The organism is Streptomyces sp. NBC_00539, assembly GCF_036346105.1.
Lineage (GTDB): Bacteria > Actinomycetota > Actinomycetes > Streptomycetales > Streptomycetaceae > Streptomyces.
Window position 1 is genome coordinate 1,995,321 of record NZ_CP107811.1, and the last position, 25,676, is coordinate 2,020,996.

At 73.2% G+C, this 25,676-nt stretch carries 27 protein-coding genes; 14 read left to right on the forward strand and 13 right to left on the reverse strand.

The window, feature by feature from the left end; genetic code table 11:
* The first annotated feature begins 8 nt into the window (after window positions 1-8).
* On the forward strand, window positions 9-1,004 hold the full coding sequence (locus tag OG861_RS08605) for a TAXI family TRAP transporter solute-binding subunit (RefSeq protein ID WP_443064461.1): 996 nt from the start codon (window positions 9-11) through the stop codon (window positions 1,002-1,004).
* 144 nt (window positions 1,005-1,148) lie between these two features.
* Here the strand turns inward: OG861_RS08605 and OG861_RS08610 are convergent, their stop codons facing one another.
* Both OG861_RS08610 and OG861_RS08615 read right to left on the reverse strand, forming a co-directional pair.
* The gene (locus OG861_RS08610) at window positions 1,149-2,150 is read right to left on the reverse strand and encodes an ROK family protein (RefSeq protein ID WP_443064462.1); all 1,002 of its coding nucleotides are present in this window, start codon (window positions 2,148-2,150) and stop codon (window positions 1,149-1,151) included.
* Window positions 2,151-2,177: 27 nt separating this feature from the next.
* A complete protein-coding gene (locus tag OG861_RS08615; protein ID WP_330261676.1) occupies window positions 2,178-3,275 on the reverse strand; it encodes a LacI family DNA-binding transcriptional regulator in 1,098 nt (365 codons plus the stop codon).
* Between the two features lie 333 nt (window positions 3,276-3,608).
* Between OG861_RS08615 and OG861_RS08620 the strand changes: the two genes are divergently transcribed.
* On the forward strand, window positions 3,609-4,895 hold the full coding sequence (locus OG861_RS08620) for a glycoside hydrolase 5 family protein (protein ID WP_330261677.1): 1,287 nt from the start codon (window positions 3,609-3,611) through the stop codon (window positions 4,893-4,895).
* A 102-nt stretch (window positions 4,896-4,997) separates the two neighbouring features.
* Complete coding sequence (locus OG861_RS08625) at window positions 4,998-7,145, forward strand: endo-beta-N-acetylglucosaminidase (protein WP_330261975.1); 2,148 nt, start codon at window positions 4,998-5,000, stop codon at window positions 7,143-7,145.
* Window positions 7,146-7,148: 3 nt separating this feature from the next.
* Here OG861_RS08625 and OG861_RS08630 read toward each other — a convergent pair whose 3' ends face one another.
* Both OG861_RS08630 and OG861_RS08635 read right to left on the reverse strand, forming a co-directional pair.
* Window positions 7,149-8,561, reverse strand: coding sequence for a sensor histidine kinase (locus OG861_RS08630; RefSeq protein ID WP_329198884.1), 1,413 nt, complete (start codon window positions 8,559-8,561; stop codon window positions 7,149-7,151).
* A gap of 12 nt (window positions 8,562-8,573) precedes the next feature.
* A complete protein-coding gene (locus tag OG861_RS08635) occupies window positions 8,574-9,290 on the reverse strand; it encodes a response regulator transcription factor (protein ID WP_329198882.1) in 717 nt (238 codons plus the stop codon).
* A 279-nt stretch (window positions 9,291-9,569) separates the two neighbouring features.
* Here OG861_RS08635 and OG861_RS08640 point away from each other — a divergent pair, with 279 nt between their 5' ends.
* The 8 genes from OG861_RS08640 to OG861_RS08670 all read left to right on the forward strand — a co-directional run bounded on the left by OG861_RS08640 (window position 9,570) and on the right by OG861_RS08670 (window position 15,891).
* Window positions 9,570-10,355 (forward strand): amino acid ABC transporter ATP-binding protein, encoded by a 786-nt coding sequence (locus OG861_RS08640; RefSeq protein ID WP_329198880.1) that lies wholly within the window; start codon window positions 9,570-9,572, stop codon window positions 10,353-10,355.
* A gap of 87 nt (window positions 10,356-10,442) precedes the next feature.
* Entirely contained in the window at window positions 10,443-11,288 is an 846-nt protein-coding gene (locus OG861_RS08645) for a glutamate ABC transporter substrate-binding protein (protein ID WP_330261678.1), read from the forward strand.
* A gap of 83 nt (window positions 11,289-11,371) precedes the next feature.
* Window positions 11,372-12,046 carry an amino acid ABC transporter permease gene (locus tag OG861_RS08650; protein ID WP_190186239.1) on the forward strand — a complete coding sequence of 225 codons (675 nt, stop codon included), beginning with the start codon at window positions 11,372-11,374 and terminating at the stop codon, window positions 12,044-12,046.
* Window positions 12,043-12,927: an amino acid ABC transporter permease gene (locus OG861_RS08655; RefSeq protein WP_329198876.1), complete on the forward strand. Its 885-nt coding sequence runs from the start codon at window positions 12,043-12,045 to the stop codon at window positions 12,925-12,927. Before OG861_RS08650 ends, OG861_RS08655 begins: the two co-directional genes overlap by 4 nt.
* A 199-nt stretch (window positions 12,928-13,126) precedes the next feature.
* The gene (locus tag OG861_RS08660; protein WP_330261679.1) at window positions 13,127-14,719 is read left to right on the forward strand and encodes an FAD-dependent monooxygenase; all 1,593 of its coding nucleotides are present in this window, start codon (window positions 13,127-13,129) and stop codon (window positions 14,717-14,719) included.
* A gap of 32 nt (window positions 14,720-14,751) precedes the next feature.
* Window positions 14,752-14,838 carry a putative leader peptide gene (locus OG861_RS34255; RefSeq protein WP_361132002.1) on the forward strand — a complete coding sequence of 29 codons (87 nt, stop codon included), beginning with the start codon at window positions 14,752-14,754 and terminating at the stop codon, window positions 14,836-14,838.
* Between the two features lie 91 nt (window positions 14,839-14,929).
* Window positions 14,930-15,484 carry a cysteine dioxygenase gene (locus tag OG861_RS08665; RefSeq protein ID WP_329198872.1) on the forward strand — a complete coding sequence of 185 codons (555 nt, stop codon included), beginning with the start codon at window positions 14,930-14,932 and terminating at the stop codon, window positions 15,482-15,484.
* The gene (locus OG861_RS08670) at window positions 15,481-15,891 is read left to right on the forward strand and encodes a rhodanese-like domain-containing protein (RefSeq protein ID WP_329198871.1); all 411 of its coding nucleotides are present in this window, start codon (window positions 15,481-15,483) and stop codon (window positions 15,889-15,891) included. Before OG861_RS08665 ends, OG861_RS08670 begins: the two co-directional genes overlap by 4 nt.
* A gap of 40 nt (window positions 15,892-15,931) precedes the next feature.
* Here OG861_RS08670 and recX read toward each other — a convergent pair whose 3' ends face one another.
* The 4 genes from recX to OG861_RS08690 form a co-directional block, all read right to left on the reverse strand.
* A complete protein-coding gene (gene recX / locus OG861_RS08675; RefSeq protein ID WP_330261680.1) occupies window positions 15,932-16,495 on the reverse strand; it encodes a recombination regulator RecX in 564 nt (187 codons plus the stop codon).
* A gap of 3 nt (window positions 16,496-16,498) precedes the next feature.
* Window positions 16,499-17,605, reverse strand: a complete 1,107-nt coding sequence (gene recA, locus OG861_RS08680; protein WP_329198867.1) for a recombinase RecA — start codon at window positions 17,603-17,605, stop codon at window positions 16,499-16,501.
* 307 nt (window positions 17,606-17,912) lie between these two features.
* On the reverse strand, window positions 17,913-18,449 hold the full coding sequence (locus OG861_RS08685) for a hypothetical protein (RefSeq protein WP_330261681.1): 537 nt from the start codon (window positions 18,447-18,449) through the stop codon (window positions 17,913-17,915).
* A 160-nt stretch (window positions 18,450-18,609) separates the two neighbouring features.
* A complete protein-coding gene (locus OG861_RS08690) occupies window positions 18,610-19,473 on the reverse strand; it encodes a S1 family peptidase (RefSeq protein WP_329198864.1) in 864 nt (287 codons plus the stop codon).
* Window positions 19,474-19,809: 336 nt separating this feature from the next.
* Between OG861_RS08690 and OG861_RS08695 the strand changes: the two genes are divergently transcribed.
* Both OG861_RS08695 and OG861_RS08700 read left to right on the forward strand, forming a co-directional pair.
* Window positions 19,810-20,235 carry a hypothetical protein gene (locus tag OG861_RS08695; RefSeq protein ID WP_330261682.1) on the forward strand — a complete coding sequence of 142 codons (426 nt, stop codon included), beginning with the start codon at window positions 19,810-19,812 and terminating at the stop codon, window positions 20,233-20,235.
* A gap of 123 nt (window positions 20,236-20,358) precedes the next feature.
* A complete protein-coding gene (locus OG861_RS08700) occupies window positions 20,359-21,135 on the forward strand; it encodes a Clp protease N-terminal domain-containing protein (protein ID WP_330261683.1) in 777 nt (258 codons plus the stop codon).
* Here the strand turns inward: OG861_RS08700 and OG861_RS08705 are convergent.
* Window positions 21,089-22,213: an AI-2E family transporter gene (locus OG861_RS08705; RefSeq protein WP_329202496.1), complete on the reverse strand. Its 1,125-nt coding sequence runs from the start codon at window positions 22,211-22,213 to the stop codon at window positions 21,089-21,091. The genes OG861_RS08700 and OG861_RS08705 overlap by 47 nt on opposite strands.
* Window positions 22,214-22,435: 222 nt before the next feature.
* Window positions 22,436-22,630, reverse strand: coding sequence for a DUF3046 domain-containing protein (locus OG861_RS08710; RefSeq protein WP_190186251.1), 195 nt, complete (start codon window positions 22,628-22,630; stop codon window positions 22,436-22,438).
* Between the two features lie 80 nt (window positions 22,631-22,710).
* Here OG861_RS08710 and OG861_RS08715 point away from each other — a divergent pair, with 80 nt between their 5' ends.
* Window positions 22,711-23,640 (forward strand): hypothetical protein, encoded by a 930-nt coding sequence (locus OG861_RS08715; RefSeq protein WP_330261684.1) that lies wholly within the window; start codon window positions 22,711-22,713, stop codon window positions 23,638-23,640.
* Here OG861_RS08715 and OG861_RS08720 read toward each other — a convergent pair.
* The 3 genes from OG861_RS08720 to OG861_RS08730 form a co-directional block, all read right to left on the reverse strand.
* Window positions 23,637-23,945 carry an AzlD domain-containing protein gene (locus tag OG861_RS08720; protein ID WP_329198854.1) on the reverse strand — a complete coding sequence of 103 codons (309 nt, stop codon included), beginning with the start codon at window positions 23,943-23,945 and terminating at the stop codon, window positions 23,637-23,639. The genes OG861_RS08715 and OG861_RS08720 overlap by 4 nt on opposite strands.
* The gene (locus OG861_RS08725) at window positions 23,942-24,640 is read right to left on the reverse strand and encodes an AzlC family ABC transporter permease (protein WP_329198852.1); all 699 of its coding nucleotides are present in this window, start codon (window positions 24,638-24,640) and stop codon (window positions 23,942-23,944) included. The genes OG861_RS08720 and OG861_RS08725 overlap by 4 nt, the downstream gene beginning before the upstream one ends.
* A gap of 173 nt (window positions 24,641-24,813) precedes the next feature.
* On the reverse strand, window positions 24,814-25,653 hold the full coding sequence (locus tag OG861_RS08730) for an AraC family transcriptional regulator (protein ID WP_329198850.1): 840 nt from the start codon (window positions 25,651-25,653) through the stop codon (window positions 24,814-24,816).
* Window positions 25,654-25,676 lie beyond the last annotated feature (23 nt).

The window sequence follows — 25,676 nt, forward strand, 5'->3', positions numbered from 1 at the left end:
TCGCCGGCGTGCACCTCGTACCGCCCCGCGTGAGCCGGCGTCGCGCCCTGTGGGGCCTGGCGGCGGTGCTCGCCGTGTGCGGGCTGCTGGTGTGGTGGCTGAGGCCCTTCGGGGAGCCGGAGCCCAGCGGCAGCCTCACTTTCAGCACGGGCGTCCGTACCGGCGTCTACCACCGCTACGGGGAGCTGCTGGAGCAGGCGCTCGCCACCGACATGCCCCGGGTCACGGTGAAGCTGGAGCCCAGCGAAGGCTCCCAGCAGAACCTCCAGCGGGTGGCCGCCGGGGAGGCCGACTTCACCATCGCGACGGCGGACGCGGTCGCCAAGTACCGGCTCGACGGGAAACCGGGGGCGGAGCGGCTGCGGGGCGTCGCGCGGCTCTACGACGACTACGTGCAGTTGGTGGTGCCCGCCGGATCGCCGGTGCAGTCGGCGCGGGACCTCAAGGGGAAGCGGGTCGCGGTCGGCCAGGCCGGGTCCGGGGTGCGGCTGATCTCGGACCGGCTGCTGGCGGCGGCAGATCTGGACCCGGCGCGGGACATCACCCCGGTGTCGATAGGCATCGACACCATGCCCGTGGAGCTGGAGGCGGGGCGGATCGACGCGTTCTTCTGGTCCGGCGGCCTGCCGACCAACGCGGTACGGGAACTGTCCGAGCGGTTCGAGATCCGGCTCGTGCAGCTGGGCGACCTCGTCGAGCGGCTCCAGGGCAGCGGCACCCCGTCCCGCTACTACCGGGCGGCGGTGATGCCGCAGGACGCGTACGCGCGGGCCCGCAATACCTCGGCGGTGGCCACGCTGGCGGTGCCGAACCTGCTGGTGACCAGGGACGACACCGGTCCTGAGCTGACCGAGCGGTTCACCCGGACGGTGATTTCGAGCCGGGACCGGATCGGGCACGAGGTGCACGCCGCGCAGCTAGTGGACCTGCGGACGGCGATCTACACCGATCCGCTGGCGCTGCACGAGGGCGCGGCGCGGTACTACCGCTCGGTCAAGCCGTAGGCGGGGCAGCCGTCAGCCGGTCCGCTCCGTCTCCGGGCGGCCCCGTCAGCCGGTCCGCTCCGTCTCCGGGCGGCCCCGTCAGCCGGTCCGCTCCGTCTCCGGGCAGCCCCGTCAGCCGGTCCGCTCCGTCTCCGGGCAGCCCCGTCAGCCGGTCCGCCCCGACAGCAGCATCGTCGCCGCGGCGGCCGCGCCGATCAGCCCCGCGTCGGTGCCCAGGCTCGCGGGGACGACCCGCAGGTCCCGCACGAAGGACAGGGTCGCGTACGAGGCCAGGTGCCGCCGGACCGGTTCGAAGAGGGTGTCCCCGGAGGCGGCCACGCCGCCGCCGATGACCGCGATGCCGGTCTCCACCAGGGTCGCGGTGGCCGCGATGGCGGCGGCCAGGGCCCGGCCCGCCCGGTCGAACGCGGCGACGGCGACGGGGTGGCCGGCCCGGGCGGCGGCGGCCACCCCCGCGGCGGTGGCGTCCTGGTCCCCGCCCGGGGTCCAGCCCTGGGCGAGGGCCCAGCGGGCGATGGCCGTGCCCGAGGCGAGGGATTCGACGCAGCCCCGGCCGCCGCAGACGCACGGCTCGCCGTCGAAGGCGACGCTGATGTGGCCGATGTGACCGGCGTTGCCGGTGGGGCCGGGGTGGAGCCGGTTGTTCAGGATGAGGCCGCCGCCGACGCCGGTGGAGACCACCATGCACAGGGCGTCGGCGTGGCCCCGGGCCGCGCCCAGCCAGTGCTCGGCCGCCGTCATGGCCACGCCGTCGCCGGCCAGCACGGCCGGGATCCGGGCGCCGTGGGCCGCCAGCTCCGCAGAGACCCGGTCCAGGACGGGGAACCCGCGCCAGGCGGCGATGTTGACCGGGCTGACGGTGCCGCGCGAGGTGTCGACCGGGCCGGCGCTGCCGACGCCGCAGCGGACCACCGACGGCCACAGCGGGCTCCGCGCGAGGTCGGCGACGACCTCGGCGACGGCGGCCATCACCCCCTCGGCGTCGGTCCCGCGCGGGGTCGGGCGGCGGGTGCCGGCCGTCATCGCCCCGTCGGGGTGCACCAGCGCGCCGGCGATCTTCGTCCCGCCGATGTCGATCGCCACGGTGAGGCCATCGGCCGGGCCGGGGCCGCGGTTCGCGGAGGGGGCGGAGGGGGAAGTGGTCACGGCGGCGCTCCTGGAAGGGGTCGGGGTTCAGTATGCGGCCGGGGCCTGCGCCGTACTGTCGCGGGGTTCCAGCCGGGGCAGCTCGCTCTCCCGCACCCGCGGCGGGCCCCCGGCCAGGACGGCCAGCAGTTCCTCGGCCGCGAGCCGCCCGAAGCCCGCCGTGTCACGGACGAGGGCGGTCAGCCGGGGATGGGTGACCCGGCACAGGGCCGAATCGTCCCAGGCCACGAGCGAGAGCCGGGCGGGGACGGGGATCCCGAGGCCGGCGGCGACGGCGGCGCCGGCCACCGCCATCACGTCGTTGTCGTAGACGAGCGCGGTGGGCGGCTCGGGGTCGGCGAGGACCCGCCGGGTGGCGGCGGCGCCCTCGGCGTCGGAGTAGTCGGTCACCACCGACCGGACGTGGGCCGGGCCGAGGCCGTGCCGCTCCGCCCAGGCGCGCAGCGAGGCCATCCGGCGGGCGGTGTGGGCGAGGGCGGGCAGGCCCGCGACGTGGGTGATCCGGCGGTGCCCGAGCCGGTGGAGGTGGTCCAGTACCTGCGCCATGGCTCCGGCGTCGTCCGCCCGGACGGTGGAGAGGGCGGCGGGCGGCCCCTCGGGGCCCACGGAGCCGTCCGGCCCGGTGGTCACCGCCGCCGCGGCCGGGTCCGTCGCCGTCGCCGTCGTGCCGACCATCACCGCGGGAAGGCCGAGTCCGGTCAGGAGTTCCGGCCGGGGATCCTGGGTGCGCGGGTCCACGACGATGACCCCGTCGACGCGCCGTTCCGCCCACCAGCGCCGGTAGACCGCGCACTCCGCGTCCACGTCCTCCACCACCTGGAACAGGAGGGCGATCCGGCCGGCGGCCAGCACCTCCTGTATGCCGGAGACGAGTTGCAGGAAGAAGGACTCCACCCCGAGGGTGTGCGCGGGCCGCGCCAGGACCAGCCCGACCACTCCGGCGCGCGCCCCGGACAGGGCGCGGGCCGCGCTGTTGGGCTGCCAGCCGAGCTCTTCTGCGACGCGCCGGATCCGGGCCCGGGTGTCCTCGGAGACGCCCGGCCGGCCGTTGAGCGCGAAGGAGACGGCGCTCTCCGACACCCCTGCCCGGCGGGCGATGTCTTTGATGGTGGGTCTGCGGGCCATGGCCGGCTCATCCTCCTGCGGTGGCGCGAACTGCGATGGCCGGACCGTACGCGATCCGGCCCGGCCCGACCGCTTCCCCCGCCGATGCACCCTGGCTCCGAAGTCGCTTTCCTGATGGGTCAGTTCGGGCACGACCGTGACTGCGCCACTCGGGCGGAGCCCACGAGTACACCCCTTGCCGAGCGCCCCGCACCCACGAACACGGCAGCGGGCACGGACGTTGCCCGGCCCTGCACACCGGCCGCTCCGGCGCGAATGGCCCTGTTGACTTCCCCTTGGACTCCCGGCAGTTTTCGGTGGGTCCGGTGCCTTCCTGCGAACTCCGGGACCCCCATGCCCGACGGCCGCCCCCTTCCGCCCCCCGTCCGCAGTCCGCGCTTCGGCGTCAACTACACCCCCGCGCGGGGGTGGTTCCACCACTGGCTGGACTTCGACCTCGGTGACGTGCGGGCCGACCTCGACTCGATCGCCGCCCTCGGCCTGGACCACGTCCGGGTCTTCCCGCTCTGGCCGGTGTTCCAGCCGAACCGCACGCTCATCAGGCCCCGCGCCGTCGAGCAGCTGGTCGCACTCGCCGACGCGGCCGCCGAGCGCGGACTGGACGTCGCCGTGGACGGCCTGCAGGGGCACCTGTCGAGCTTCGACTTCCTGCCCGCGTGGACCCGGACATGGCACCGGCGCAACATCTTCCGCGACCCGGACGTGGTCTGCGCGCAGGAGGAGTACCTGACCACGCTGGCCGCCGCCCTCGCGGACCGGCCCAACTTCCTCGGCATGACCGTGGGCAACGAGATCAACCAGTTCGCCGACGCCCCGCACCCCGACCCCGACCGCATCGACGCGGCCCGGGCCGCGCGCTGGCTGGAGCGGATGCTGGCCGCCTGCGACAAGGGGGCCCCCGGCCGGTTCCACGTCCACGCCGAGTACGACGCCGCCTGGTACCAGGACGGGCACCCCTTCACCCCGGCCCAGGCCGCCCGGCTGGGCGCGGCCACCGCCGTGCACTCCTGGGTGTTCAACGGCACGGCTCAGCGCCACGGGGCCACCGGGACGGCGACCGAGCACCACGCCGCGTACCTGATCGAGCTCGCCAAGGCCTGGGCGGTGGACCCGCACCGGCCGGTGTGGCTCCAGGAGGTCGGGGCTCCGGCCCCGCTGGTCCCGCCCGAGCAGGCGGCGCGGTTCACCGGGGCCACCGTGGCCAACGCGCTGGACTGCGCGGACGTGTGGGGCGTGACCTGGTGGTGTTCGCACGACGTGTCGCGGGAGCTGGCGGACTTCCCGGAGCTGGAGTACGGCCTCGGCCTGCTCACCAACGACCGCCGGGTCAAGCCCGCCGGAGCCGCGCTGGCCCGGATCGCCGCCTCGTGGCGGGGCCGCGAGCACCGGCCGCCGCCCCGCTCGACCGCGCTCGCCGTCGACGTCGGCGGGGCGGAGGCCGCGCCGGGCCGTTCGGTGTGCGGGCCGGGCGGGGCGTTCTTCGAGGCCTGGGCGGCGCTGACCGCGCGGGGGCTGCGCCCGGCGGTGGTCCTGGCGGATCTGGCCCGGGACCCGGCGCACCTGTCGGCGCGCGGCATCACCGAGGTTCTGCACCTGCACGACGTGACCGGCACCGCCTGACCCCGCCACCGACGCACCGCCCGAGGAGCCACCGTGCCCGAGCCCGGCAGCAGCGCCGCACCCCGTACACCCGAACCCGGCACACCCGAACCCGGCACGCCCCTGCCCGGCACACCCGCACCCGGCACACCCGACGCCCGCTCCCCCCGCGCACGGCCCGCCCGGCGCGGGCTGCTCGCCGCCGGGGCCGCCTCCGCAGCGGCCGCCCTCCTGGGCTCCGGCACCCCGGCCCGGGCCGCCACCGCGCCGGCCGCGACCCCGGCCGCGCCCGGCCCGCCCGCGGCCCCCGCCGCGCCCGCCCTGGCCCCGTACGCCTCCTACTGGTTCCCGGACTCGCTCCCCCCGGGCGTCCCCGGCCCCGGGATCACCTGGCGCTCCCTCACGCGGTGGACGCCCGAATCGGACCCCGACCTGGCCCACAACAGCGCGAGCGTCCCCCTCGCGCCCCGCTTCGCCCCGGTGCCGCCGCATCCGGACGCCCGCGCCGGCCAGGCCCGTATCGCCTCGCTGGTCTCCTTCGCGCCGACCGCGGGGAACCCCTCCCAGGGGTCCGCGACGGCCGACTACTACGCCCTCACGCACTGGGCGTACCTCGACGAGCTGGTGTTCTGGGGCGGCTCGGCCGGCGAGGGCGTCGTGCTCGCGCCGAACGCGCCCGTCATCGACGCCGCCCACCGCAACGGCGTCCGGGTGCTGGGCAACGTCTTCCTTCCGCCCGTCGCGTACGGCGGCGACCTCCGGTGGACCCGGGACCTGGTCCAGCGGGACCCCCTGGGCCGTTTCCCTCTGGCGGGGAAGCTCGTCCAGGTGGCGCGGGCGTACGGCTTCGACGGCTGGTTCGTCAACGCCGAGACCGACGGCGGGGACAGCGCGCTCGCCACCCGGATGCGGGAGTTCCTGCGTGCGCTGCGCGCCGCCGGCGCGCCGCACGGCCTGCGGATCACCTGGTACGACGCGATGAACAGCACCGGCGGGGTCGGCTGGCAGGGCGAACTGAACGCCCTCAACCAGGAGTTCTTCGAGGACCGGGCCGGGCCGGTCGCGGACACGGTGTTCGTGGACTTCCGCTGGAGCGCGCGCTCCCTGGCCGATTCCGGCGCGCTCGCCGAGCGGCTGGGCCGCTCCCGCCACGAGTTGTGGGCGGCCGTGGACACCGGGTCCCGGGGCTGGGACACCTCCGTCGACTGGGACGCCATCGTCCCGCGCGGGCGCGACCACGTCGTCAGTTACGGCTTCTACCGGCCGGAATGGACGCTCGGCCACCTCGGCGAGCGCTCCCCCGGCGCCTTCCACCAGGCCGACGACCGCTTCTGGACGGGCGAGTCCCTCGACCCGGCCCGCCCCGCGCCCGAAACGGGCTGGCGGGCTCCGGCCACCGTCGTGGCGGACCGCTCGACCGTTGTGGCGCTGCCCTTCGCCTGCGCCTTCAACACCGGGCACGGGCTGCGCTGGTACGAGGACGGGAAGGTCACCTCGGACACGCCGTGGAACCACCTCGGGCTCCAGGACCGGCTCCCGGGCCGCCGCTGGGTGGTGGACACCACCGGCCCGCGCCCCCGCGTGACCCTGGACTTCGCTGGCGCGTGGCGCGGCGGCTCCAGCCTGCTGGTGGCGGACGCCCTGGCCGCCCCGGCCGTCATCGGCCTGCACTCCACCCGTCTGCCGCTGTCCGGCCCCACCGCCGTGGAACTGGTCCACGCCACCGAGTCGGGCACGGTCGCGGTGGAGGTCGGGATCGCGCTGCGCGAGCCCGCCGCCCCTGGCGAGCCGCTCCCGTACACCTGGTTCAAGGCGGCGACCCGTGGCGCCGGACAGGGCTGGCAGCGCGCCCGGGCCGTGCTCGACGCGCCGCGCGGGACGACGGCGTACGCGATCGCGGTACGGATCACCCCGCGCGGGACGGCGCCGGTGCGCTGGCGGCTCGGGGCCCTGTCGGTACGCGACACCGCCGCGCAGCGGCCCCCGGCCACCCCGAGCACGCTGAAAGTGGACGCCTCGGCCCAGCGGGACGGCACGGCCGAGGTCCGCCTCTCCTGGCGCCGGGCAGCGGGGCCGGTCCGCCACTACGAAGTCCACAGGCGCCTGCCCGACGGCACCCGCCGCTTCCTCGGCGGCACCTGCGGCACGGCCCTGTACCTCCCCGCCGTCACCCGCTGCGGCGGGGAGCCCGCGGCGGCGTTCGAGGTCCGGGCCGTGGACGAGCTGTACGCCCGCTCCGGCGCGGCCCGCACCACGCTGCGGTGGGCCTGAGCGTCAGGAGGCGTGGGGGGCGGTGCGCGGGACGGTGACCGTCACCCGCAGCCCGTGGGGCGGGTTCGTCGCGTACGACAGGGACCCGCCGCCCGAGGCGAGCAGCGCCCGGGAGATGGACAGCCCGAGGCCGGAACCCTTGACGTTCTGGTGGCGTCCGCTGCGCCAGAAACGGTCGCCGATCCGCTGGAGCTCCTCCTCGGTGAGGCCGGGCCCGCGGTCGGCGACGACGACCTGGACCGTACGGCCCTGTGCGCAGACCGCGACCTCGACCTCCTCTCCCTCGGGGGTGAACTTGAGGGCGTTGTCGATGACGGCGTCCAGCGCGCTGGACAGCGCGATGGGATCGGCCCACCCGGTGACGGCGGCCGGGCCGGCCTCGGTCAGCCGTACCCCCTTCTCCTCGGCGTAGGGGCGCCAGGCGGTGACCCGTTCGGCGGTGAGCGCGCCGATGTCGGTGAGGCTGATCTCGGCGGTGGCGTGTTCGGCCAGCGCCAGGTCCAGCAGGTCGTCCAGGACCTGTGTCAGGCGTTTGCCCTCGGTGCGCACGGAAGCGATCTCCTCGTTGCCCTCGGGCAGTTCGAGGGCGAGCAGCTCGATCCGCAGGAGCAGCGCGGCGAGCGGGTTGCGCAGCTGGTGGGAGGCGTCGGCGACGAACGCCCGCTGCTGCTCCAGGACGTCTTCCACGTTGTCGGCCATCTCGTTGAACGAGTGGGCCAGGCGCTGGAGTTCCGGGGGCCCGCCGGCGGCGGCGACGCGGGAGTTCATCCGTCCGGTGGCGATGCCGTGCGCGGCGGCGTCCAGGGTCCGGACGGGCTTGAGGACCCAGCTGGTGAGCCGCAGGGCGGCCCCGAACGCCAGCAGCATGGCGGCGGCGAGGCCGCCCGCGATCAGCAGCCAGCCCTGCAGGATCCGCGCCCGCAGCTGACCGGTGGGTGATTCGGTGGCGACGACGGCGACGACGTCCCCGTCGAGGACGACCGGGGAGGCGACGAGCAGTTTGGCGCGGGTCTGCCAGGGCCAGACCTGGCCCGGGTCGTGGCTGCGGCGCCCGGCAAGGGCTTCCTCGAAGGCCCGGCGGCCCTCACCGGATTCCGGGAGCTGCCACCAGCCGGGGGCGCGGACCATGGCGTTGTCGTCGCGGTAGAAGATGCCGACGCGGATGCCGTACAGCTCCTGGTAGCGGGCCAGCTCCAGCTGGAGGGTCTCGCGGCGCTGGTCGGCGCCGGTGGCGGCGGAGCCCTCGGCGTCGATGACGAACTGGGCGAGGGCGGCGAAGCGGGCGCTGTCGTCGATCCGGTCGACGACCACCCGTTGCTGCTGACCGGCGGCGAGGCTGACGGCGAGCGGGAAACCGAGCGCGAGCAGGACGCCCGCCATGAGGACGATGAGCAGGGGCAGCAGCCGGGCGCGCACGACGGGACCTTGCTACGGGGCGGGCGGGGCGACGAGCCGGTAGCCCACCCCGCGGACGGTTTCGATGAGGGCGGGCATGCGCAGCTTGGAGCGCAGCGAGGCGACATGGACTTCGAGGGTCCGCCCGGTGCCTTCCCAACTGGTGCGCCACACCTCGCTGATGATCTGCTCGCGCCGGAAGACGACCCCGGGGCGCTGGGCGAGCAGCGCGAGCAGGTCGAACTCCTTGCGCGTGAGGGGGACGTCGGCGCCGTCCACGGTGACGCGGCGGGTGGGCAGCTCGATGGCGACGGGACCGAGCCGGACCACGGACGGGGCGCCGGTCCCGGTAGCCGCGGCCTCCTCCGAGGCGCCGGTGCGGCGGGCGACGGCGTGGATGCGGGCGAGGAGTTCGCCGGTGTCGTAGGGCTTGACGACGTAGTCGTCGGCGCCCATGTTCAGGCCGTGGATGCGGGAGCGTACGTCGCCGCGCGCGGTCACCATGATGACGGGCGTGGCGGTGCGCTTGCGGATCTTGCCGCACACCTCGTAGCCGTCCTGGTCGGGCAGGCCGAGGTCGAGCAGGATCACCCCGTAGGGAGGGGCGGAGGCCTGGGCACCGGGCGGCAGCAGGGCGTGGAGCGCCTCCTCGCCGCTGCGGGCGTGGGTGACCTGGAAGCCGTGCCGGGCGAGGATCGCGGACAGCGCGGCGGCGACGTGGTCGTCGTCCTCGACGAGCAGCAGTCTCACGGGGCCCCTTCCTCGGTTGGTCTGTGGCGCACGGCGTGGCCACCCTGCATCCACGCCGATGCAGACTCCCACGTCAAGAGGGTTCCGGTCTTGCGAGTCTTCCGTTATCCACCCGGTACGCGTAAGGAGGGGCCCACAGGGGGACGGGGTGCGGTCGCCCACGGAGCGTATCCGGGCGAGGCCGGATCGTTATGCTCAATTCTCCCTCAGATGTGATGACGGTGTGAGTGCCTCGTCACTACTGTCCTCCCAACCGACGGAGGACGGAGCAAGAAGCCGATGAGCGGAGTATCAGTGACCAAGGACGTGCAGGACGCGGCCGGTGCCGCGGACGACCTGGTCGTACTGAGCAACGTCAACAAGCACTTCGGCGCGCTGCACGTGCTTCAGAACATCGATCTGAGCATTGCCCGCGGTGAGGTCGTCGTGGTGATCGGTCCCTCGGGATCGGGCAAGTCCACGCTGTGCCGGACCATCAACCGGCTGGAGACGATCGATTCGGGGACCATCACGGTCGACGGCAAGGAACTGCCCTCCGAGGGCAGGGAACTGGCGCGGCTGCGAGCCGATGTCGGCATGGTCTTCCAGTCCTTCAACCTGTTCGCGCACAAGACCGTGCTGCAGAACGTGATGCTGGGCCAGCTCAAGGTCCGCAAGGCGGACCGGGCGGCGGCGCTGGAGAAGGCGAAGTCGCTGCTGGACCGGGTGGGCGTCGGCTCGCAGGCGGACAAGTACCCTGCGCAGCTCTCCGGTGGCCAGCAGCAGCGCGTGGCGATCGCCCGGGCGCTGGCGATGGACCCGAAGGTGATGCTGTTCGACGAGCCGACCTCGGCGCTCGACCCGGAGATGATCAACGAGGTGCTGGAGGTCATGCAGCAGCTCGCCCGGGAGGGCATGACGATGGTGGTCGTCACGCACGAGATGGGCTTCGCCCGCTCGGCGGCCAACCGTGTCGTCTTCATGGCGGACGGGAAGATCGTCGAAGAGGCCGCGCCGGAGCAGTTCTTCGCCAACCCGCGCAGCGACCGTGCCAAGGACTTCCTGTCGAAGATCCTGCACCACTGACGGTCCTTGTCTGGTAGTGATCCGGTGGCGGCCCGGATCCACGTGTCGCTCGCCGTCCAACAACGTCTGACCCGAGGGAAGTTCACGATGAAGCTTTACAAGGCCGGTGCGGCCGTTGCCGCCGCCGTCGCTCTCGCCCTGACCGCGACCGCCTGCGGCGGCGGCAGCAAGTCCTCCGGTGGCGGCGACTCGGCCGCTGGCGGCAAGAAGATCGTCATCGGCATCAAGTTCGACCAGCCGGGTGTGGGTCTCAAGACCCCGGACGGCAAGTTCACCGGTTTCGACGTCGACGTCGCGACGTACGTGGCCAAGGAACTCGGCTACGAGGCCAGCCAGATCGAGTTCAAGCAGGCCGTCAGCTCCGAGCGCGAGAACCTGATCTCCAACGGCGACGTCAAGCTGGTCGTCGCGAGCTACTCGATCAACGACAAGCGCAAGGAGAAGGTCGACTTCGCCGGCCCGTACTTCCTGGCGCACCAGGACCTGCTGGTCCGCGCCGACGAGACCTCGATCACCAAGGCCGAGGACCTCAACAAGAAGAAGCTCTGCTCCGTCACCGGCTCCACCTCGGCGCAGAACGTCAAGACCAAGCTCGCTCCCGAGGCCGACCTCCAGGAGTTCCCCGGCTACTCCGAGTGCCTCACCGGCCTGGAGAACAAGGCCGTGGACGCGCTGACCACGGACAACTCGATCCTGGCGGGCTACGCCGCGCAGGAGAAGAACAAGGGCAAGTTCAAGCTGGCCGGGCTGAGCCTGAGCAACGAGAACTACGGCATCGGCCTCAAGAAGGGCGACAAGGACCTGCAGACGAAGGTCAACGCCGCCCTCAAGAAGATGGTCGCCGATGGTGCCTGGGACGCGGCCGTGAAGAAGAACTTCGGGCCGGCCAACTACAAGAACGAGCCTGCCCCGCAGATCACCGAAGGCAGCTGATTCCCCGGTGGGGAGCGTCGCCGCCCGCCTGCCGCGGGCGGCGGCGCGCCCCACCGGCCATCCTGGGGAGAGCGCAGGGCAACGTGTTCGACTTTCTTGATTCCGGGCAGTACGACCTGCTCGGAGCCTTCTGGGTGACGGTTCAGCTCACCCTCTACTCGGCGGCGGGCTCCCTCATATGGGGCACCGTCCTGGCCGGGATACGGGTCAGCCCGGTCCCGCTGATGCGCGGCTTCGCCGCCGTGTACGTCAACGTGGTGCGCAACACGCCGCTCACCGCGCTGATCCTCGGCTGCTCACTGGGCCTCAGCCAGACCCTGGGCATCACGCTCGGCGGTGACACCTTCAAGGAGACCGGCTTCCGGCTGGCCGTCCTCGGCCTGACCGCCTACACCGGCACCTTCGTCTGCGAGGCGCTGCGCTCCGGCATCAACACCGTGCCCGTCGGGCAGGCCGAGGCCGCCCGCGCGCTGGGCCTGAGCTTCTTCCAGGTGCTCACGCTGATCGTGCTCCCCCAGGCCTTCCGTGCCGTCATCGCACCGCTCGCGAACGTACTGATCGCCCTCACCAAGAACACCACGGTGGCGGCGGCCATCGGCGTGGCCGAAGCGGCCCTGCTGATGAAGGAAATGATCGAGAACGAGGCGCAGGCGCTCTTCGAGGTCTTCGCGGTGTTCGCCTTCGGCTTCGTCGTACTCACCCTGCCCACCGGCCTGCTGCTCGGCTGGGCGGCCAAGCGAATGGCGGTGAAGCGATGAGCACCGTGCTGTACGACACCCCCGGCCCGAAGGCCAAGGTCCGCAACTGGATCTACTCCGCCGTCTTCCTCGTGCTGCTCGGCCTCGCCCTGTGGTGGGCGCTGGGCCTGATGGCGGACAAGAACCAGCTCGACGGCGACAAGTGGAGCCCGTTCGTCACCGACGGGCAGGTCTGGACGACGTTCCTGATCCCCGGCCTGCTGGAGACGCTCAAGGCCGCTGTGATCGCCATGGTGATCGCGCTTCCGCTCGGCGCGCTGTTCGGCATCGGCCGGCTCTCCGACCACGCCTGGGTGCGGATCCCGGTCGGTGCGGTCGTGGAGTTCTTCCGCGCCATCCCGGTCCTGATGCTGATGCTGTTCGGCAGCGCCCTGTACGTGCAGTACTCCAACGTCGAGTCCGAGATCCGGCCGCTGTACGCGGTGGTCACCGGCCTGGTCCTGTACAACGCCTCGGTCATCGCGGAGATCGTCCGGGCCGGCATCCAGTCGCTGCCGCGCGGACAGACCGACGCGGCCAAGGCGATCGGCATGCGCAAGGGCCAGACCATGGCCCACGTCCTGCTCCCGCAGGCGGTCACCGCCATGCTGCCGGCGCTGGTGAGCCAGCTCGTGGTGATCCTCAAGGACACCGCGCTCGGTGGTGCGGTCCTCGGTTACGGCGAACTGCTGTCGATGAGCCGGCAGATCTCGGCGAACTACAGCAACACCATCCCGAGCCTGATCGTGATCGCGGCGCTGTTCGTCGGGGTGAACTACGCCCTCGCCTCGTCCGCCTCCTGGCTGGAGGGCCGGCTGCGGCAGTCGAAGAAGAGCACCGGTGCGGTCGTCGGTGTGGCGGAGGCCAGCGACCTGGCCACGGGCAACAACAGCACGGGATGAAACCCGGCCGACGCGGATTGCGTGCCCGCTGACGGTAAGTCCGCTGATGCGAAGTCAGTCATAGTGCGTAGCCTGTGTGGTGCGGCGGAATCCTCCGCCGCACCACACAGTGCTGTCCGGACCGGTGTCACTTGACGCAGGCACTTCCAGTCGGTTGCATACGTTGTGTGATCACATACCGGACATCGGGAGCCGCATCATGGACCCGGTGATCGTCGTCGGCGCGGGGCCCGTCGGGCTGTCCCTGTCCCTCGCCCTGGCCGGCCAGGGCGTGCCCTCCGTCGTACTGGACGAAGGGCCCGGCAAGGACGAGCCCCGGCCGGCCCGTTCCGTCGTCCTGCATGCCGACACCGCCTCCATGGCCCACCGGCTCGGCTGTACGACGCTGCGCGACGAAGGGGCGTACTACGCGGCCTGGCGCACGATGCGTCGGGGCCGGGACGCGCAGCGGATCACCTTCGAGGACCACCCGGCGCCACTGCACCTGCCGCAGCACGCCCTGACGCGCGGTCTGCGGGACGCCGCCGCCACCCACCCGCTGGTCCGGCTGATCGCCGACACCCGGCTGGACGCCCTGGAGCAGGACGGCCGCGGGGTCACCGCCCACACCCGGGGCGCCGAGACCACCTGGTGGCGCGGGAGCCACCTCGTGGGCTGCGACGGGGCCCGCTCGACCGTACGCAAGCTGCTCGGCATCCGCTTCCCCGGCCGGACCGCCGTCGAGCGGCACGCCGTGGCCGCGCTGCGCACCGAACTGCCCTGGCCCGGCGAGGGCTTGCTGCACCGCGGCGCGACGGGCGAGGTCACCGCCCGGCCGCTGCCCGACGGGGTGTGGCGGCTGGACTGGCTGCTCCCGCCCCGCGGGGGGCTCGTCACCCCCGACGCGCTGGTGACCCTGATCCGGGACACCCTGGCGGCGTGGTGCGGGGGCACGACTCCCCCGTACGACCTGATCGACACCGGCGTGCACACCCTGCACCACCGCCTCGCCCGGCGCTGGCGCGACGGCCGGGCCTACCTCGCCGGGGACGCGGCGCACCTGCTGGGCGCGCTCGGCACCCAAGGGGTCGAGGAGGGGCTGCGGGACGCCGAGAACCTGGCCTGGAAGCTCGGGCTGGACTGGCACCAGGGGGCCTCGGAGGCACTGCTGGACAGTTACGAGGACGAGCGGCGCCGGGCGGTCGCGGCCCGGCTGCGCGTCGCCGACCAGGCGCTGCCCGCCCTGCGCGGCGGGGGCGGACTGCGCACCTACCTTCCGGGAGCGGCGCGTTCGGCCGAGAGCCTGCTCACCGACGGCCACCTCGGCCGGGGCGCGCTGGGCGGGGAGCCGACGTACGCCCCGCCCGTGGCCGTACGGGAAGTGCCGACCGCCACCGAACCCGGCGGGCCGGTGGCGAACGTACCGGTGACCGCGCCCGACGGGTCGACGGTGCCGCTGCGGGACCTGCTGGGGCGGGGCCGGCTGCTGGTGGTCCTGGTCGCCCCCGGCACCGGGGTGTGGGACCGGCGGCACTGGCTGGGCGCCGGGCTGATGCCCCGGCTCGCGGCGGCCGTGAGCGCCCTGCCCGTCCGGGCGGAACTCCTGGTGGCCGACGGCTATCCGGGGGCCGCGGCGCACACCGTGCTGCTGGTGCGCCCCGACGGCCACCTCGCGGCGACCTTCGCCGGGGTGCGTCCGGCGGAACTGTACGAGGCGGCCGACGCCGTCCGCTGCGGCGCTCCGGCTGCGGCGGAGGGCGCCGCGTCCCCGCTCGAGGAGACGTCCATCACTCCCACGGGGGTGATCGATTGACCCCGTTCCCGTCCCGTGCTTCACTCGCGGGCATGACCGGCAGCGACGTACGCCTGTGGCGGAGGGTCCACATGGACCTGCTCCGCTACGCGGGCTGCGTGTGTCGCCCTTCCTGCTGATTCGCCCCTTCTTTCGCGCCTCCCCGTAGTCCCGTGTCCTTCCGGGACCGCCGGCGCGCACCCCCGCGAACTCCCAGGACGGTCATTGCCCATGTCTGCGCCCACGCACGCGCCCGCCCCCTCCTCTTCCCCGGCCCCCACCCGTGCCCCTGCCGCACCGACCACGGCCGAGCTGCTCGCCTTCGTGCTCCGCACCGCGGCCGACCCCGACCTCGTCGCCTCCCTCCCGCTGGACCCGGAGGGACGCACGTGGATCCGGCTGGACGGCCCCGGTGGCAGCGAGGCCTGGCTGATCGGCTGGCCTCCCGGTACCGGCACCGGCTGGCACGACCACGCCGAGTCGCGGGGCGCGTTCGCCACCGCCCGCGGGAAGCTCACCGAGCATTCGCTGGCCGTGCGCCTGCCCTCGGAGGGCTGGCGGAGCCTGGAGCTGGCGGCGGACGTGGACCGCGGCCGCGGCGTCCCGGCGGGCGCGGGGCGGGGCTTCGGTGAGCACCACGTGCACGAGGTGCTCAACGAGTCGCGGACCGAGCACGCCGTCTCGGTGCACGCGTACTACCCGCCGCTCCCGCTGATCCGCCGCTACAGCCGCACCGGCCCGGTGCTCAGGCTGGAACACGTCGAGCGTCCGGCGGACTGGCAGTGAGCGCCGCACCGCAGGGCATCGACGCCCTCGTCGACCGGCTCCGCACGACGTACGCGCGCGTCTCGCCGGACGAGGCACACGCCGCATCGCTGGAAGGGGCTCTGCTGGTCGACATCCGCTACCAGGCGCTGCGCGAGCGGGACGGGCTTATCCCGGGCGCCGTGGTCGTCGAGCGCAACGAGCTGGAGTGGCGCCTCGATCCGCTGGGCTCCCACCGCCTGCCCGAGGCCACCGGTCACGGCCTGCGGGTGGTGGTGATCTGCAACGAGGGCTACGCCTCGACGCTTGCCGCGGCCTCACTGCACGCGCTGGGCCTCCACCGCGCGACCGACCTGACGGGCGGCTTCCAGGCCTGGAAGTCGGCGGGCCTGCCCGTCACCCCGGCGGACGACGCCGCGGGGCCCTGACTCCCGGGCCCCGCCGGGGCGGACGCGGCTTCCCCGGGGCTCAGTCCCCGGGGAAGCCCTCCCCGTACTCGCCCTCGTCCTCGGTTTCCAGCGCGCGGCGGACCACCCGCAGGGCCATGCCCTCCGGGTATCCCTTGCGCGCCAGCATCCCGGCGAGCCGCCGGATCCGCTTGTCGCGCTCGAGGCCCCGGGTCGCCCGGAGCTTGCGCTCCACGAGCTCCCGGGCCGTCTGCTCCTCCTGCTCGGAGTCCAGCTGCTCCAGGGCTTCCTGGACGAGGGTGGCGTGCACCCCCTTGGTCCGCAGCTCCTGAGCGAGCGCCCGGCGGGCCAGCCCCCGGCCGCGGTGGCGGGACTCGACCCAGGCGCCGGCGAAGGCGGCGTCATCGATCAGGCCCACCTCCTCGTACCGGGAGAGGACCTCCTGCGACACCTCCTCGGGGATGCCGCGCTTGTCCAGGGCGTCCGCGAGCTGCCGCCGGGTACGCGGCATCCCGGTGAGCAGGCGCAAGCAGATCGCCCGCGCCTGCTCTTCGGGACTCTGGGGCGGCAGCTCCTGACGGCCCTCCCGGCCGCCCTCCCCGCCACCCCTTTCCTGCTCCCGCACGGATCAGCTCTTGGCCACGGCGGCCTTGGCCGTCGTCTTGGCCTTCGCCGCCGGGGCGGGCACGGCCGAGGCGTCGGCCGGAGCCTCCGCACCGGCCTCCGCGGCGGCGTCCTTGCGCACGCCGACGCCCAGCTTCTCCTTGATCTTCCGCTCGATCTCGTTGGCGAGATCCGGGTTGTCCTTGAGGAAGTTGCGGGCGTTCTCCTTGCCCTGGCCCAGCTGGTCGCCCTCGTACGTGTACCAGGCACCGGCCTTGCGCACGAAGCCGTGCTCCACGCCCATGTCGATCAGACCGCCCTCGCGGCTGATGCCCTGGCCGTAGAGGATGTCGAACTCGGCCTGCTTGAAGGGCGGCGCGACCTTGTTCTTGACGACCTTGACGCGGGTGCGGTTGCCGACCGCGTCGGTGCCGTCCTTGAGGGTCTCGATGCGGCGGATGTCGAGGCGCACGGAGGCGTAGAACTTGAGCGCGCGGCCACCGGTGGTGGTCTCGGGCGAGCCGAACATCACACCGATCTTCTCGCGGAGCTGGTTGATGAAGATCGCAGTGGTCTTCGACTGGTTGAGCGCACCGGTGATCTTGCGGAGCGCCTGGCTCATCAGACGGGCCTGGAGACCCACGTGCGAGTCGCCCATCTCGCCCTCGATCTCCGCGCGGGGCACGAGCGCCGCGACGGAGTCGATGACGATCAGGTCGAGCGCGCCGGAGCGGACCAGCATGTCCACGATCTCCAGCGCCTGCTCGCCGGTGTCCGGCTGCGACAGGATGAGGTTGTCGGTGTCGACGCCGAGCGCCTTCGCGTACTCGGGGTCGAGCGCGTGCTCGGCGTCCACGAAGGCGACGGTGCCGCCCGCCTTCTGCGCGTTGGCGACGGCGTGCAGGGTCAGGGTCGTCTTACCGGAGGACTCCGGTCCGTACACCTCGATCACACGGCCGCGGGGCAGCCCGCCGACGCCGAGCGCGATGTCCAGCGCGGTCGACCCGGTGGGGATGACCTCGATGGGGTCGTTCGGCTTGTCGCCGAGGCGCATGACCGCACCCTTGCCGAATTGCCGTTCAATCTGTGCGAGCGCGGCGTCGAGAGCCTTCTCGCGGTCGGTGCCTGCCATGGGTTCCACCCGGTTTGCTTGAGTCGATCGCTTCACGCCATTGACGCTAACGCCTGCCACTGACAATGCGCTCCCACACCCGGTTCGGCTGTGGATAACCAATGAGAATGCGTGTTCGATTTCCATGTCAAGCCAACCCGCCGCCGGCCGTGCTGCGTGGGACGGCCGGACGATGCCGGGCGGACGGACGGGCGGACGGCCGGGCGGACGGCGCCGGCCGCGCGCTCTGTGCCGTCGCCGGCGATGAGGGCGTCGTCCGCCCGTCGGATGGTTCGGATGGCGGCGCCGGCCTCCTCGCCGTCCGGTATCAGTCCTGGTTCGCGCCGGCCAGGGCCTGGCTGATCACGCGGGTGGCGAAGTCACGGTCGTCGGTGAGCCGGTTGATGTGCTCCGCGAGCAGCAGGGCCGTGGCTTCCAGGGCGTTCATCTCGTCCCCGGTCCAGTCCCCGTACTGCTTCCTCCACAGGTTGGGACTGAGGCCGGTGGCGGCCGCGACGACCAGGCCGGTCATGGTGGGGACGACCTCGGAGCGGATGCTCTTGGGCATCATGCGCATCGAGGCCACGAAGCCGGGCACCACGTACTCGATGACGTCCTTGTCGTGCTCCTCGTAGGCCATCCGCAGCCACTGCGTGAACATGTAGATGAGCGTGCACGTGCCGTCCACCACGGCGTCGGCCTCCTCGCGACCCAACGACGCGGTGAACTGGTCGATCAGCCGCTGCTGTTCGGGGTCGGCCGCGTCCTTGCCCTCGTAGACGCTTCTGAGCCGCGAGTCGATCACCATGAGCGCCGTGCCCACATCGCCGGCGGGGGCGTATTGGGAGTCGCAGGGCGATGGCACAGGAATCCTCCTCGGGCGACCGGGTGACCGTGAGCAACGCGGCGTGTCCGTACAGTAGCCCGCCGGGGAGGGGTCGGACCGGCGAATCCCGAGGGGGCCGCCGGCAACGCGCGGCGCCGCCCCCGCCGCGGGAAGGCGGTGGGGGCGGCGGCCCGGGGGGTTACGGCTTGGGGAGGGTGCAGCCGGGGCGGGTGAGGTCGATCTTGTTGCCGGCGCCTATGCAGGGGACGATGATGTACGTCTCCTGGGCGTAGTTGATGCCCTGGCGGACCGTGACCGCGCCGTTCTGGTCCACCTCGCACGGGTTGTTGTCCGTGCAGCGCCCGCCGTCCTCGTTACCGGTGTTGTTCACGGCGACGACCTTGCCGGTCGTGGTGTCGATCACCGGGGAACCGGAGGTGCCGCCGATGGTGTTGCACGACGAGGTGTAGCGGACCGAGTCCTTCCAGGTCCAGGAACCTTCCTTGAGGAGGTAGGCGAACCCGTCGACGTTGCAGCTGTAGGTCCGCTTCCAGTAACCCGATACGACCTTGATCGGCGTCCCCTGCACCGGGTGGGCGTCGTTGAGGGTGAGCGCGCTGATGCCGTACTGGCTCTGGATCTGCGCGTACGTGGAGGTCAGCTGGTAGATCGTGATGTCGGTGTCGGTCATCGTCGCGTAGGCGACCTTGCTCGCCCGCAGCGTCGCCACCTTGTTGCCGTTCGCGCCCAGCAGCGAGAACGACCGGGTGGAGCGCTGGTCCTTGATGACCTGGCCCGGCTCCGGGAATCCCGTCTCCAGGCAGTGGCCGTTGGACAGCACGAGCGCGGGGTCGTTCGGCTGGGAGCCGGGGGCGCGCACGACGGAGCCGGAGCAGTTGCTGAGCGCGACCGTCCCCGCGTAGTTGACCGTGACGGCCTGCGCGGCCCGCTCCCGCGACGGAGCCGGCGCGGCCGCCTCCTGGGGTACGGAGGCCACGGCCGGTGCCGCTCCCGCTCCGATCAGCAGCAAGGAGAGCACGGCGCCGGCGAGAGGCTTGTTCATGTGGGGGTTCCCCTCTGGTGACATGCAACCGAAGATCCTCCGGTTGTCATGCGCATTGTTGGGACCCCGCGCCCAACCCACAAGAGGGCGTGGTTGGTTGGGGAAAGCCGCTATCACCGCGGCGGTTGGCCGCCCCCTGGCCGAAACCACACCCCGGCCGTCCCCCACACCACCCCCAACTGCCCCAACCTGCCCATCTGGTCACGAACGTAGGCGGGCGCGGCATACCCGCCCCCATGGGTCTGCGGCCGGACCCGGCCCCGAACTCCCCCCTGTCCACCGGTACTCTGCGGTGCCCCCGAAGACCGAGGGCGCTCATTCCGCTTTGGAGGAACCATGGCCATCAAGAAGGCCACGATCCAGCAGCAGGTGGCCGAGGCCATCGCCCAGATCAACCCGGCCGACCGGCCCATCGTCACGATCCAGGCCATCGCCGGCCCCAGCGTCTGGCTGATGAGCATGCTCGGCCTGATCGGCCAGATGTTCCTCACCTACTACTTCGTCACCGTGACCGAGCAGGCCGTGGTCCTCCACAAGGCGAGCCGGATGAGCAACCGGCCGCAGGAGATCGTCTTCGCCATACCGCCGGCCCAGGCCGTCGGCGCGGTCACCGAAGTCAAGCGCAACGCCGTCTGGAGCTCGTTCCGCTTCCAGCTCCCGGGCCAGGAGAAGCCGACCCGGATGAACGTCCACCGCCTCTGGCGCAACGAGATGGACCAGGTCATCGGACTGCTGACGAGCCAGTCCCAGCCGGTCGCCTGACGCGGTCGCGACGGTGGCCGGATCCCACCCCCGGGAACGGGGCCCGGCCACCGGACACCTTCATACACGCCGACTGACAACCCAGGGTTGACACTCTTTCGACTGTCAACCTACGGTTGCACCATGACGAATCCCTCCGTGGAACCCGTTCGCATGACCAGTCCGGTACGCCTCGACGACCTGATCGAGGCGATCAAGAAGGTCCACCCCGACACCCTGGAGCAGCTCAGCGGAGCCGTCGTCGCCGCCGAGCACCTCGGTGACGTCGCGGACCACCTGATCGGCCACTTCGTCGACCAGGCACGCCGCTCCGGCGCCTCCTGGACCGACATCGGCCGCAGCATGGGCGTCACCCGCCAGGCCGCCCAGAAGCGCTTCGTCCCCAAGGCCGACAAGGCCGGGGCCGACGGGGGCGAGGGCGCCGAGCCCGACGCCGCCCAGGGCTTCGCCCGCTTCACCCCCCGTGCCCGCGGCGTCGTCGTGGCCTCGCAGAACGAGGCCCGCGCCCGCGGGAACACCGAGATCCGCACCGGACACCTGGTGCTCGGCCTGCTCGCCGAGCCGGAGGGGCTCGCCGCGCTCGTCCTGAGCCGGCAGCGCGTCCCCGAGGACGCCGTGCGCGCCGCCGTCACCGCGCTCCTGCCCGAGCCCGTCGACCCGGCCGAGCTGCCGGCCCTGACCCCCTTCGACGCCGGCGCGAAGAAGGCCCTGGAGCTGACCTTCCGCGAGGCCCTGCGCCTGGGCCACCCCTACGTCGGCACCGAGCACATCCTGCTCGCCCTCCTCGAACTCGAAAACGGGGAAGGCGTCCTCAGCGGTCTCGGCCTGGAGAAGGGCGCCGTCGAGGCAGCCGTCACCGACGCCCTGGCAGCCGTCGTCGAAGGGACGCAGGGGGAGTAGCGGAGTCGGCGCCGGCTCCCCGCCCGCCGCCGTCGGGCGTGTCGGCGCCCTCCGTCAGCTCGTAGCGCTTCACGTACGCGCCGAGGAAGGCCTGGAGCGTGGCGACGGCCGGGATCGCGATGAGCGCCCCGACCGCCCCCAGCAGTGCGGTGCCCGCGATGACCGAGCCGAAGGCGACCGCCGGATGGATGTCCACCGTCTTCGCGGTGAGCTTGGGCTGGAGCACGTAGTTCTCGAACTGCTGGTAGACCACCACGAATCCGAGCACGTACAGCGCGTACCAGGGTTCGACCGTGAAGGCGATCAGCATGGGCAGCGCGCCCGCCAGATAGGTGCCGATGGTGGGGACGAACTGCGACACCAGGCCGACCCACACCGCGAGCGCGGGTGCGTACGGCACCTGGAGGACGGCGAACACCACGTAGTGGGCGACGCCGGAGATCAGTGCCATCAGTCCGCGCGAGTAGAGGTACCCGCCCGTCTTCGCGACGGCGATCTCCCACGCGCGCAGCACCTCCGACTGCTTGGCCGGCGGCAGTACGGAGCACAGCGCGCGCCGCAGCCGCGGCCCGTCGGCGGCGAAGTAGAAGGAGAACAGCCCGACGGTCAGCAGCTTGAACAGGCCGCCGAGCACGGTGGCGGACACGTCGAGCACTCCGCTCGCGCTGTTGCGCACGTACTTCTGCAGCCAGTCCGAGTGCAGCAGGCTGTCCTGGATCTCCAGCCGGGACAGATCCGTGTGGAACGTCGTGTTGACCGATCTGATCACGGAGTCGAGGGTGCGCGGGAAGCCCTCCACCATGTCGACGATCTGACCGGCGAGCATCGAGCCGAGCAGGGCCACGAACCCGGCGGCCGCGACGAAGACCCCGAGGAAGACGAGGAAGGTGGCGAGTCCGCGGCGCATGCCGCGGGCCGCCATCCGGGACACCGCGGGCTCTACCGCGAGCGCGAGGAAGAAGGCGATCAGGATGTTGACGAGCAGCCCGATCAGCTGGTGGAAGGCCCAGCTGCCGAGCTGGAAGCAGGCGACGAGGGCCAGTACGAGGATCACCGCGCGGGGCAGCCAGCGCGGCATCCGGGCCCCGGCCACCGCCGCGGTCGCCGCTGCCGCGTCCGCCGCGGGCCCGGCGGCCGGGCCGGCGTGCTCGGGGCTGTCCTCGTGTTCCGGCCGGTCCTCGTGTTCGGGGTGATCGGGGTGTTCGCCCTGCTCGGGCCGTCGGGGGGTCGTCTCTTCAGTCGCTGCCACGCACCCCAGTCTGACCCACCCCTGGGCGGAACGGTCCGGCCGGGCTCCGCCTCAGCGCAGTGAGGCGGGCACGTCCATCGCCGAACACACCGCGCGCCACACGTCCTTGGCCTCCCAGCCCGCTTCCAGCGCCTGGTGGACGGTGCGTCCGCCGAGCTCCGTCATGACGTGGTCCCGCGCGAAGGAGTCCGCGTAGGCCGCCCCGAAGTACTCGGCCATCCGCTCCCAGAAAATCGTCAACCGCATGCCACCAGTATCGCGCCCCGGAGAGTGCACCGGCCGCGTTCGCACCCCCGGCCCCGCATCCGGCGCCCTACGGTTCCCGCATGCCTGGAGACGAAGCCCCGCCGGCCGCGACGACCCCGCTGGCCCGCGCCGAGCGGTTCATCTGGCTCACGGCGCGGGTGCTGGAGCAGCGCCGGTTCGCGTTCCACTTCCTCGGCGGCGACGCCGACGGGGTGGACGCCGCCCTCGGGGCGTACCTGGGCGCCGACGGCGGCTACGGGCACGCGCTCGACCCGGATCTGCGCGGACCGCTGAGCCAGCCGCTGCACGCCGCGTACGCCCTGCGGGTGCTGGACGCCCTCGGCCGCTGCGGGGGGAGGCGGGTGGAGCAGCTCTGCGGACACCTGGCCGCGGTCTCCACCTGCGACGGCGCCCTCCCGGTGGTGTCGCCCGCCCCGGGCGGCCTTCCGGCGGCCCCGCACCCCCCGGCGCACGGTGGTCCGCAGGGCGCTCTGCTGACCACCGGCCCGGTCGTCGGCGCCCTGCACCGCAACCGGGTCTGGCACGCGTGGCTCTTCCGGGCCACCGACTTCTGCTGGGACCGCGTCGAGACGCCGCGCCACTGGCACCCCTACGAGGTCCGCGGCGCGGTGGCGTTCCTCGACGGCGTCCCCGACCGCAGCCGGGCCGCGGCGGCCGCCGACCGGCTGGGGCGGCTGGTGCGCGAGCAGCGCCTGGTGGTGCTGGATCCGGCGCGCCCGGCCGGGGGGCCGACGGCTCCCGCGGACGCGCCGGACGAGGAGCTGTACCCGTACGACCTGGCGCGCCGCCCCGAGTCGTACGCGCGCGGCTGGTTCACCGACGCGGAGATGGGCCGGTCCCTGGACTTCCTCGCCTCCCGGCAGCAACCGGACGGGGGCTGGCCGGCGGCCCGGCCGGCCACGGCTGCGGGCAGCCCCCTGGAGCGGCGCCCGATCGCCACCCTGGAGGCGCTCCTGACGCTCCGCGCCTACGGCCGCACCCTCGGCTAACCGGCCATGGCGCGCAGGCCCGCCGTGACGAGGACCGCGATGCCCACCACGACGAGGAACGGGGCCCGCAGCAGCAGCGCGACGGCCGCCGCGGCCAGTCCGGCGGCGCGGGCGTCGAGGACCAGCTCGTGGCCGGTGCTGAACGTCTGCTGGGCGGTGAGGGCGGTGAGCAGCGCGACCGGCAGCAGCGCGGCCAGCCTGCGCACGGCCGGCCGCTCCAGCGCTCCGGCGGGCACGAGCAGGCCGGCGAGCTTGACGGCGTAGCAGCCGACGACGGTCAGCCCGATGGCGATCCAGACGTTCATGAGCGGCGTCCCTTCATCCACAGCACGACGGGAGCGGCCAGCGCCGCGATCAGCACGGGCACCCCGGAGGGCAGTACGGGCAGCAGGCCGAGACCCAGGACGAGGGCGAGGGCGGCGACGGCCCGTTCGGTGGGGCCCTTCACCATCGGTGCGAGCAGGGCGAGGAAGACGGCGGGACCGGCGGCGTCCAGTCCCCACACGGTGGTGTCGCCGATCGCCTCGGCGCCGAGCGCGCCGAGCAGCGTGGTGAGGTTCCACAGCACGTACAGGGTCAGCCCGGTCACGGTGAACCCGAGCCGCGCCGACCTGCGCCCGGGCTGGGCGAGGGCGACGGCGGTCGTCTCGTCGATGACCCAGTGCGCGGCGAGCGGCCGCAGGGCCTTGGGGAAGGCGAGCAGCTGGGACAGCCGCAGCCCGTAGAAGGCGTTGCGGGTGCCCAGGAAGAAGGCCCCGGCGGCGGCGGTGAACGGGTTGCCGCCCGCGGCGAGGGCGCCGACCAGCGCGAACTGCGAGGCGCCGGTGAAGACGAGCAGGCTCAGCACGCAGGCCTGGAGCACGCTGACACCGGATCCTGCGGCGGTCACCCCGAACGCGAATCCCGAAAGGCCGACGGCCACCCCGACGCCGAGCGCGTCCCGTATGACGGCGCTGCGCGGCCGTTCGTCGACCCCCTGGGGGGCCTCTTGTATCACCATCTGATGTTCTCCCACGCCCTGACGTTATGCGGGGGCCGGCAGGCGGTCTTGTACGTTCTTGCGCGCGCCCGGGACCTGCGGGCCGGGGCGGAACCCCCGGACCGGCGGGGCGGCCCGGGCCGGCGGGATGCCCGGGGCACCGGACGGCCCGGGACCGGTCGGACCGCCCGGGGTCAGCCGGTGTGCCTGCGCTCCCGCCGGTACGCGCCCGGCGGGACGCCGACGATCCGCGTGAAGTGCCGGTTCAGGTGCGGCTGGTCGGTGAAGCCGACGGCGACGGCGGCCTCCGCGGGCGCGGTGCCCGCGTCCAGCAACCGCCGGGCGCGCCGCACCCGGGCGTCGGTCAGCCAGGTGTGGGGCGGCATCCCGTACCTCTCCCGGAAGGCACGCAGCAGGGCGAACGGGCTCGTCCCGAGCTCCGCCGCGAGCTGCTCCAGCGACGGCGGCTGCGCGATCCGTTCCTCCAGCACGGCCCTGGCCCGCTCCGCGTCCGCGCCGCCCGCGCGCCGGACCGTACGGGCCGGCAGCGGTCCGGCGTGCCGGGTCAGCATCCGCGCCACCACACCGCGCAGCAGCGTGTCGGCGGCCAGCGCGTTCCCGGCCTCGGCGGCCCGGTGCACCTCGGATATCACCTGCGAGGCCTGCGGGTCGGGGACCATGTCGGCGGTGAAGCCGGGGGTCCCGCGCAGCGTGCCGATCTCGGCGGCGACCTCGCTGATCAGCGCGCGGGACGGGTAGAGGGTGGCGTACGCCCAGCCTTCGGGCACCCCGGCGCGCGCGGTGTGCGCCACCTCCGGGTTGATCAGTACCACGCTGCCCGGCCCGGCGCGCAGGGTCGCGGCGGGCAGCCCGATCTCCTCGACGCCGCCGGTGACGGCCGCGATGACGTACCCGTCGTGGGCGTGGCGCGGGAAGGTGTGGCGGACGTAGTGGGCACGCAGCAGGTCGAGGCCGGGCAGTTCCGGGTACTGCCAGTGCCGCGCCCACTCCCGGCGGCCGTCGTCCGTGCCCATCCCCCCATTCTGCGCCCCGGCCC

Excerpts from the sequence above, each read along its gene's own strand:
- OG861_RS08720 (WP_329198854.1), bottom strand. The coding sequence starts at position 23,945 with ATGAACGTCTGGATCGCCATCGGGCTGACCGTCGTCGGCTGCTACGCC.
- OG861_RS08710 (WP_190186251.1), bottom strand. The coding sequence starts at position 22,630 with ATGCGGTTGACGATTTTCTGGGAGCGGATGGCCGAGTACTTCGGGGCG.
- OG861_RS34255 (WP_361132002.1), top strand. The coding sequence starts at position 14,752 with ATGACCGGCAGCGACGTACGCCTGTGGCGGAGGGTCCACATGGACCTG.
- OG861_RS08700 (WP_330261683.1), top strand. The coding sequence starts at position 20,359 with ATGACGAATCCCTCCGTGGAACCCGTTCGCATGACCAGTCCGGTACGC.
- OG861_RS08695 (WP_330261682.1), top strand. The coding sequence starts at position 19,810 with ATGGCCATCAAGAAGGCCACGATCCAGCAGCAGGTGGCCGAGGCCATC.
- recA (WP_329198867.1), bottom strand. The coding sequence starts at position 17,605 with ATGGCAGGCACCGACCGCGAGAAGGCTCTCGACGCCGCGCTCGCACAG.
- OG861_RS08715 (WP_330261684.1), top strand. The coding sequence starts at position 22,711 with ATGCCTGGAGACGAAGCCCCGCCGGCCGCGACGACCCCGCTGGCCCGC.
- OG861_RS08615 (WP_330261676.1), bottom strand. The coding sequence starts at position 3,275 with ATGGCCCGCAGACCCACCATCAAAGACATCGCCCGCCGGGCAGGGGTG.
- OG861_RS08705 (WP_329202496.1), bottom strand. The coding sequence starts at position 22,213 with ATGCCGCGCTGGCTGCCCCGCGCGGTGATCCTCGTACTGGCCCTCGTC.
- OG861_RS08640 (WP_329198880.1), top strand. The coding sequence starts at position 9,570 with ATGAGCGGAGTATCAGTGACCAAGGACGTGCAGGACGCGGCCGGTGCC.
- OG861_RS08725 (WP_329198852.1), bottom strand. The coding sequence starts at position 24,640 with ATGGTGATACAAGAGGCCCCCCAGGGGGTCGACGAACGGCCGCGCAGC.
- OG861_RS08620 (WP_330261677.1), top strand. The coding sequence starts at position 3,609 with ATGCCCGACGGCCGCCCCCTTCCGCCCCCCGTCCGCAGTCCGCGCTTC.
- OG861_RS08730 (WP_329198850.1), bottom strand. The coding sequence starts at position 25,653 with ATGGGCACGGACGACGGCCGCCGGGAGTGGGCGCGGCACTGGCAGTAC.
- OG861_RS08690 (WP_329198864.1), bottom strand. The coding sequence starts at position 19,473 with ATGAACAAGCCTCTCGCCGGCGCCGTGCTCTCCTTGCTGCTGATCGGA.
- OG861_RS08645 (WP_330261678.1), top strand. The coding sequence starts at position 10,443 with ATGAAGCTTTACAAGGCCGGTGCGGCCGTTGCCGCCGCCGTCGCTCTC.
- OG861_RS08655 (WP_329198876.1), top strand. The coding sequence starts at position 12,043 with ATGAGCACCGTGCTGTACGACACCCCCGGCCCGAAGGCCAAGGTCCGC.
- OG861_RS08660 (WP_330261679.1), top strand. The coding sequence starts at position 13,127 with ATGGACCCGGTGATCGTCGTCGGCGCGGGGCCCGTCGGGCTGTCCCTG.
- OG861_RS08665 (WP_329198872.1), top strand. The coding sequence starts at position 14,930 with ATGTCTGCGCCCACGCACGCGCCCGCCCCCTCCTCTTCCCCGGCCCCC.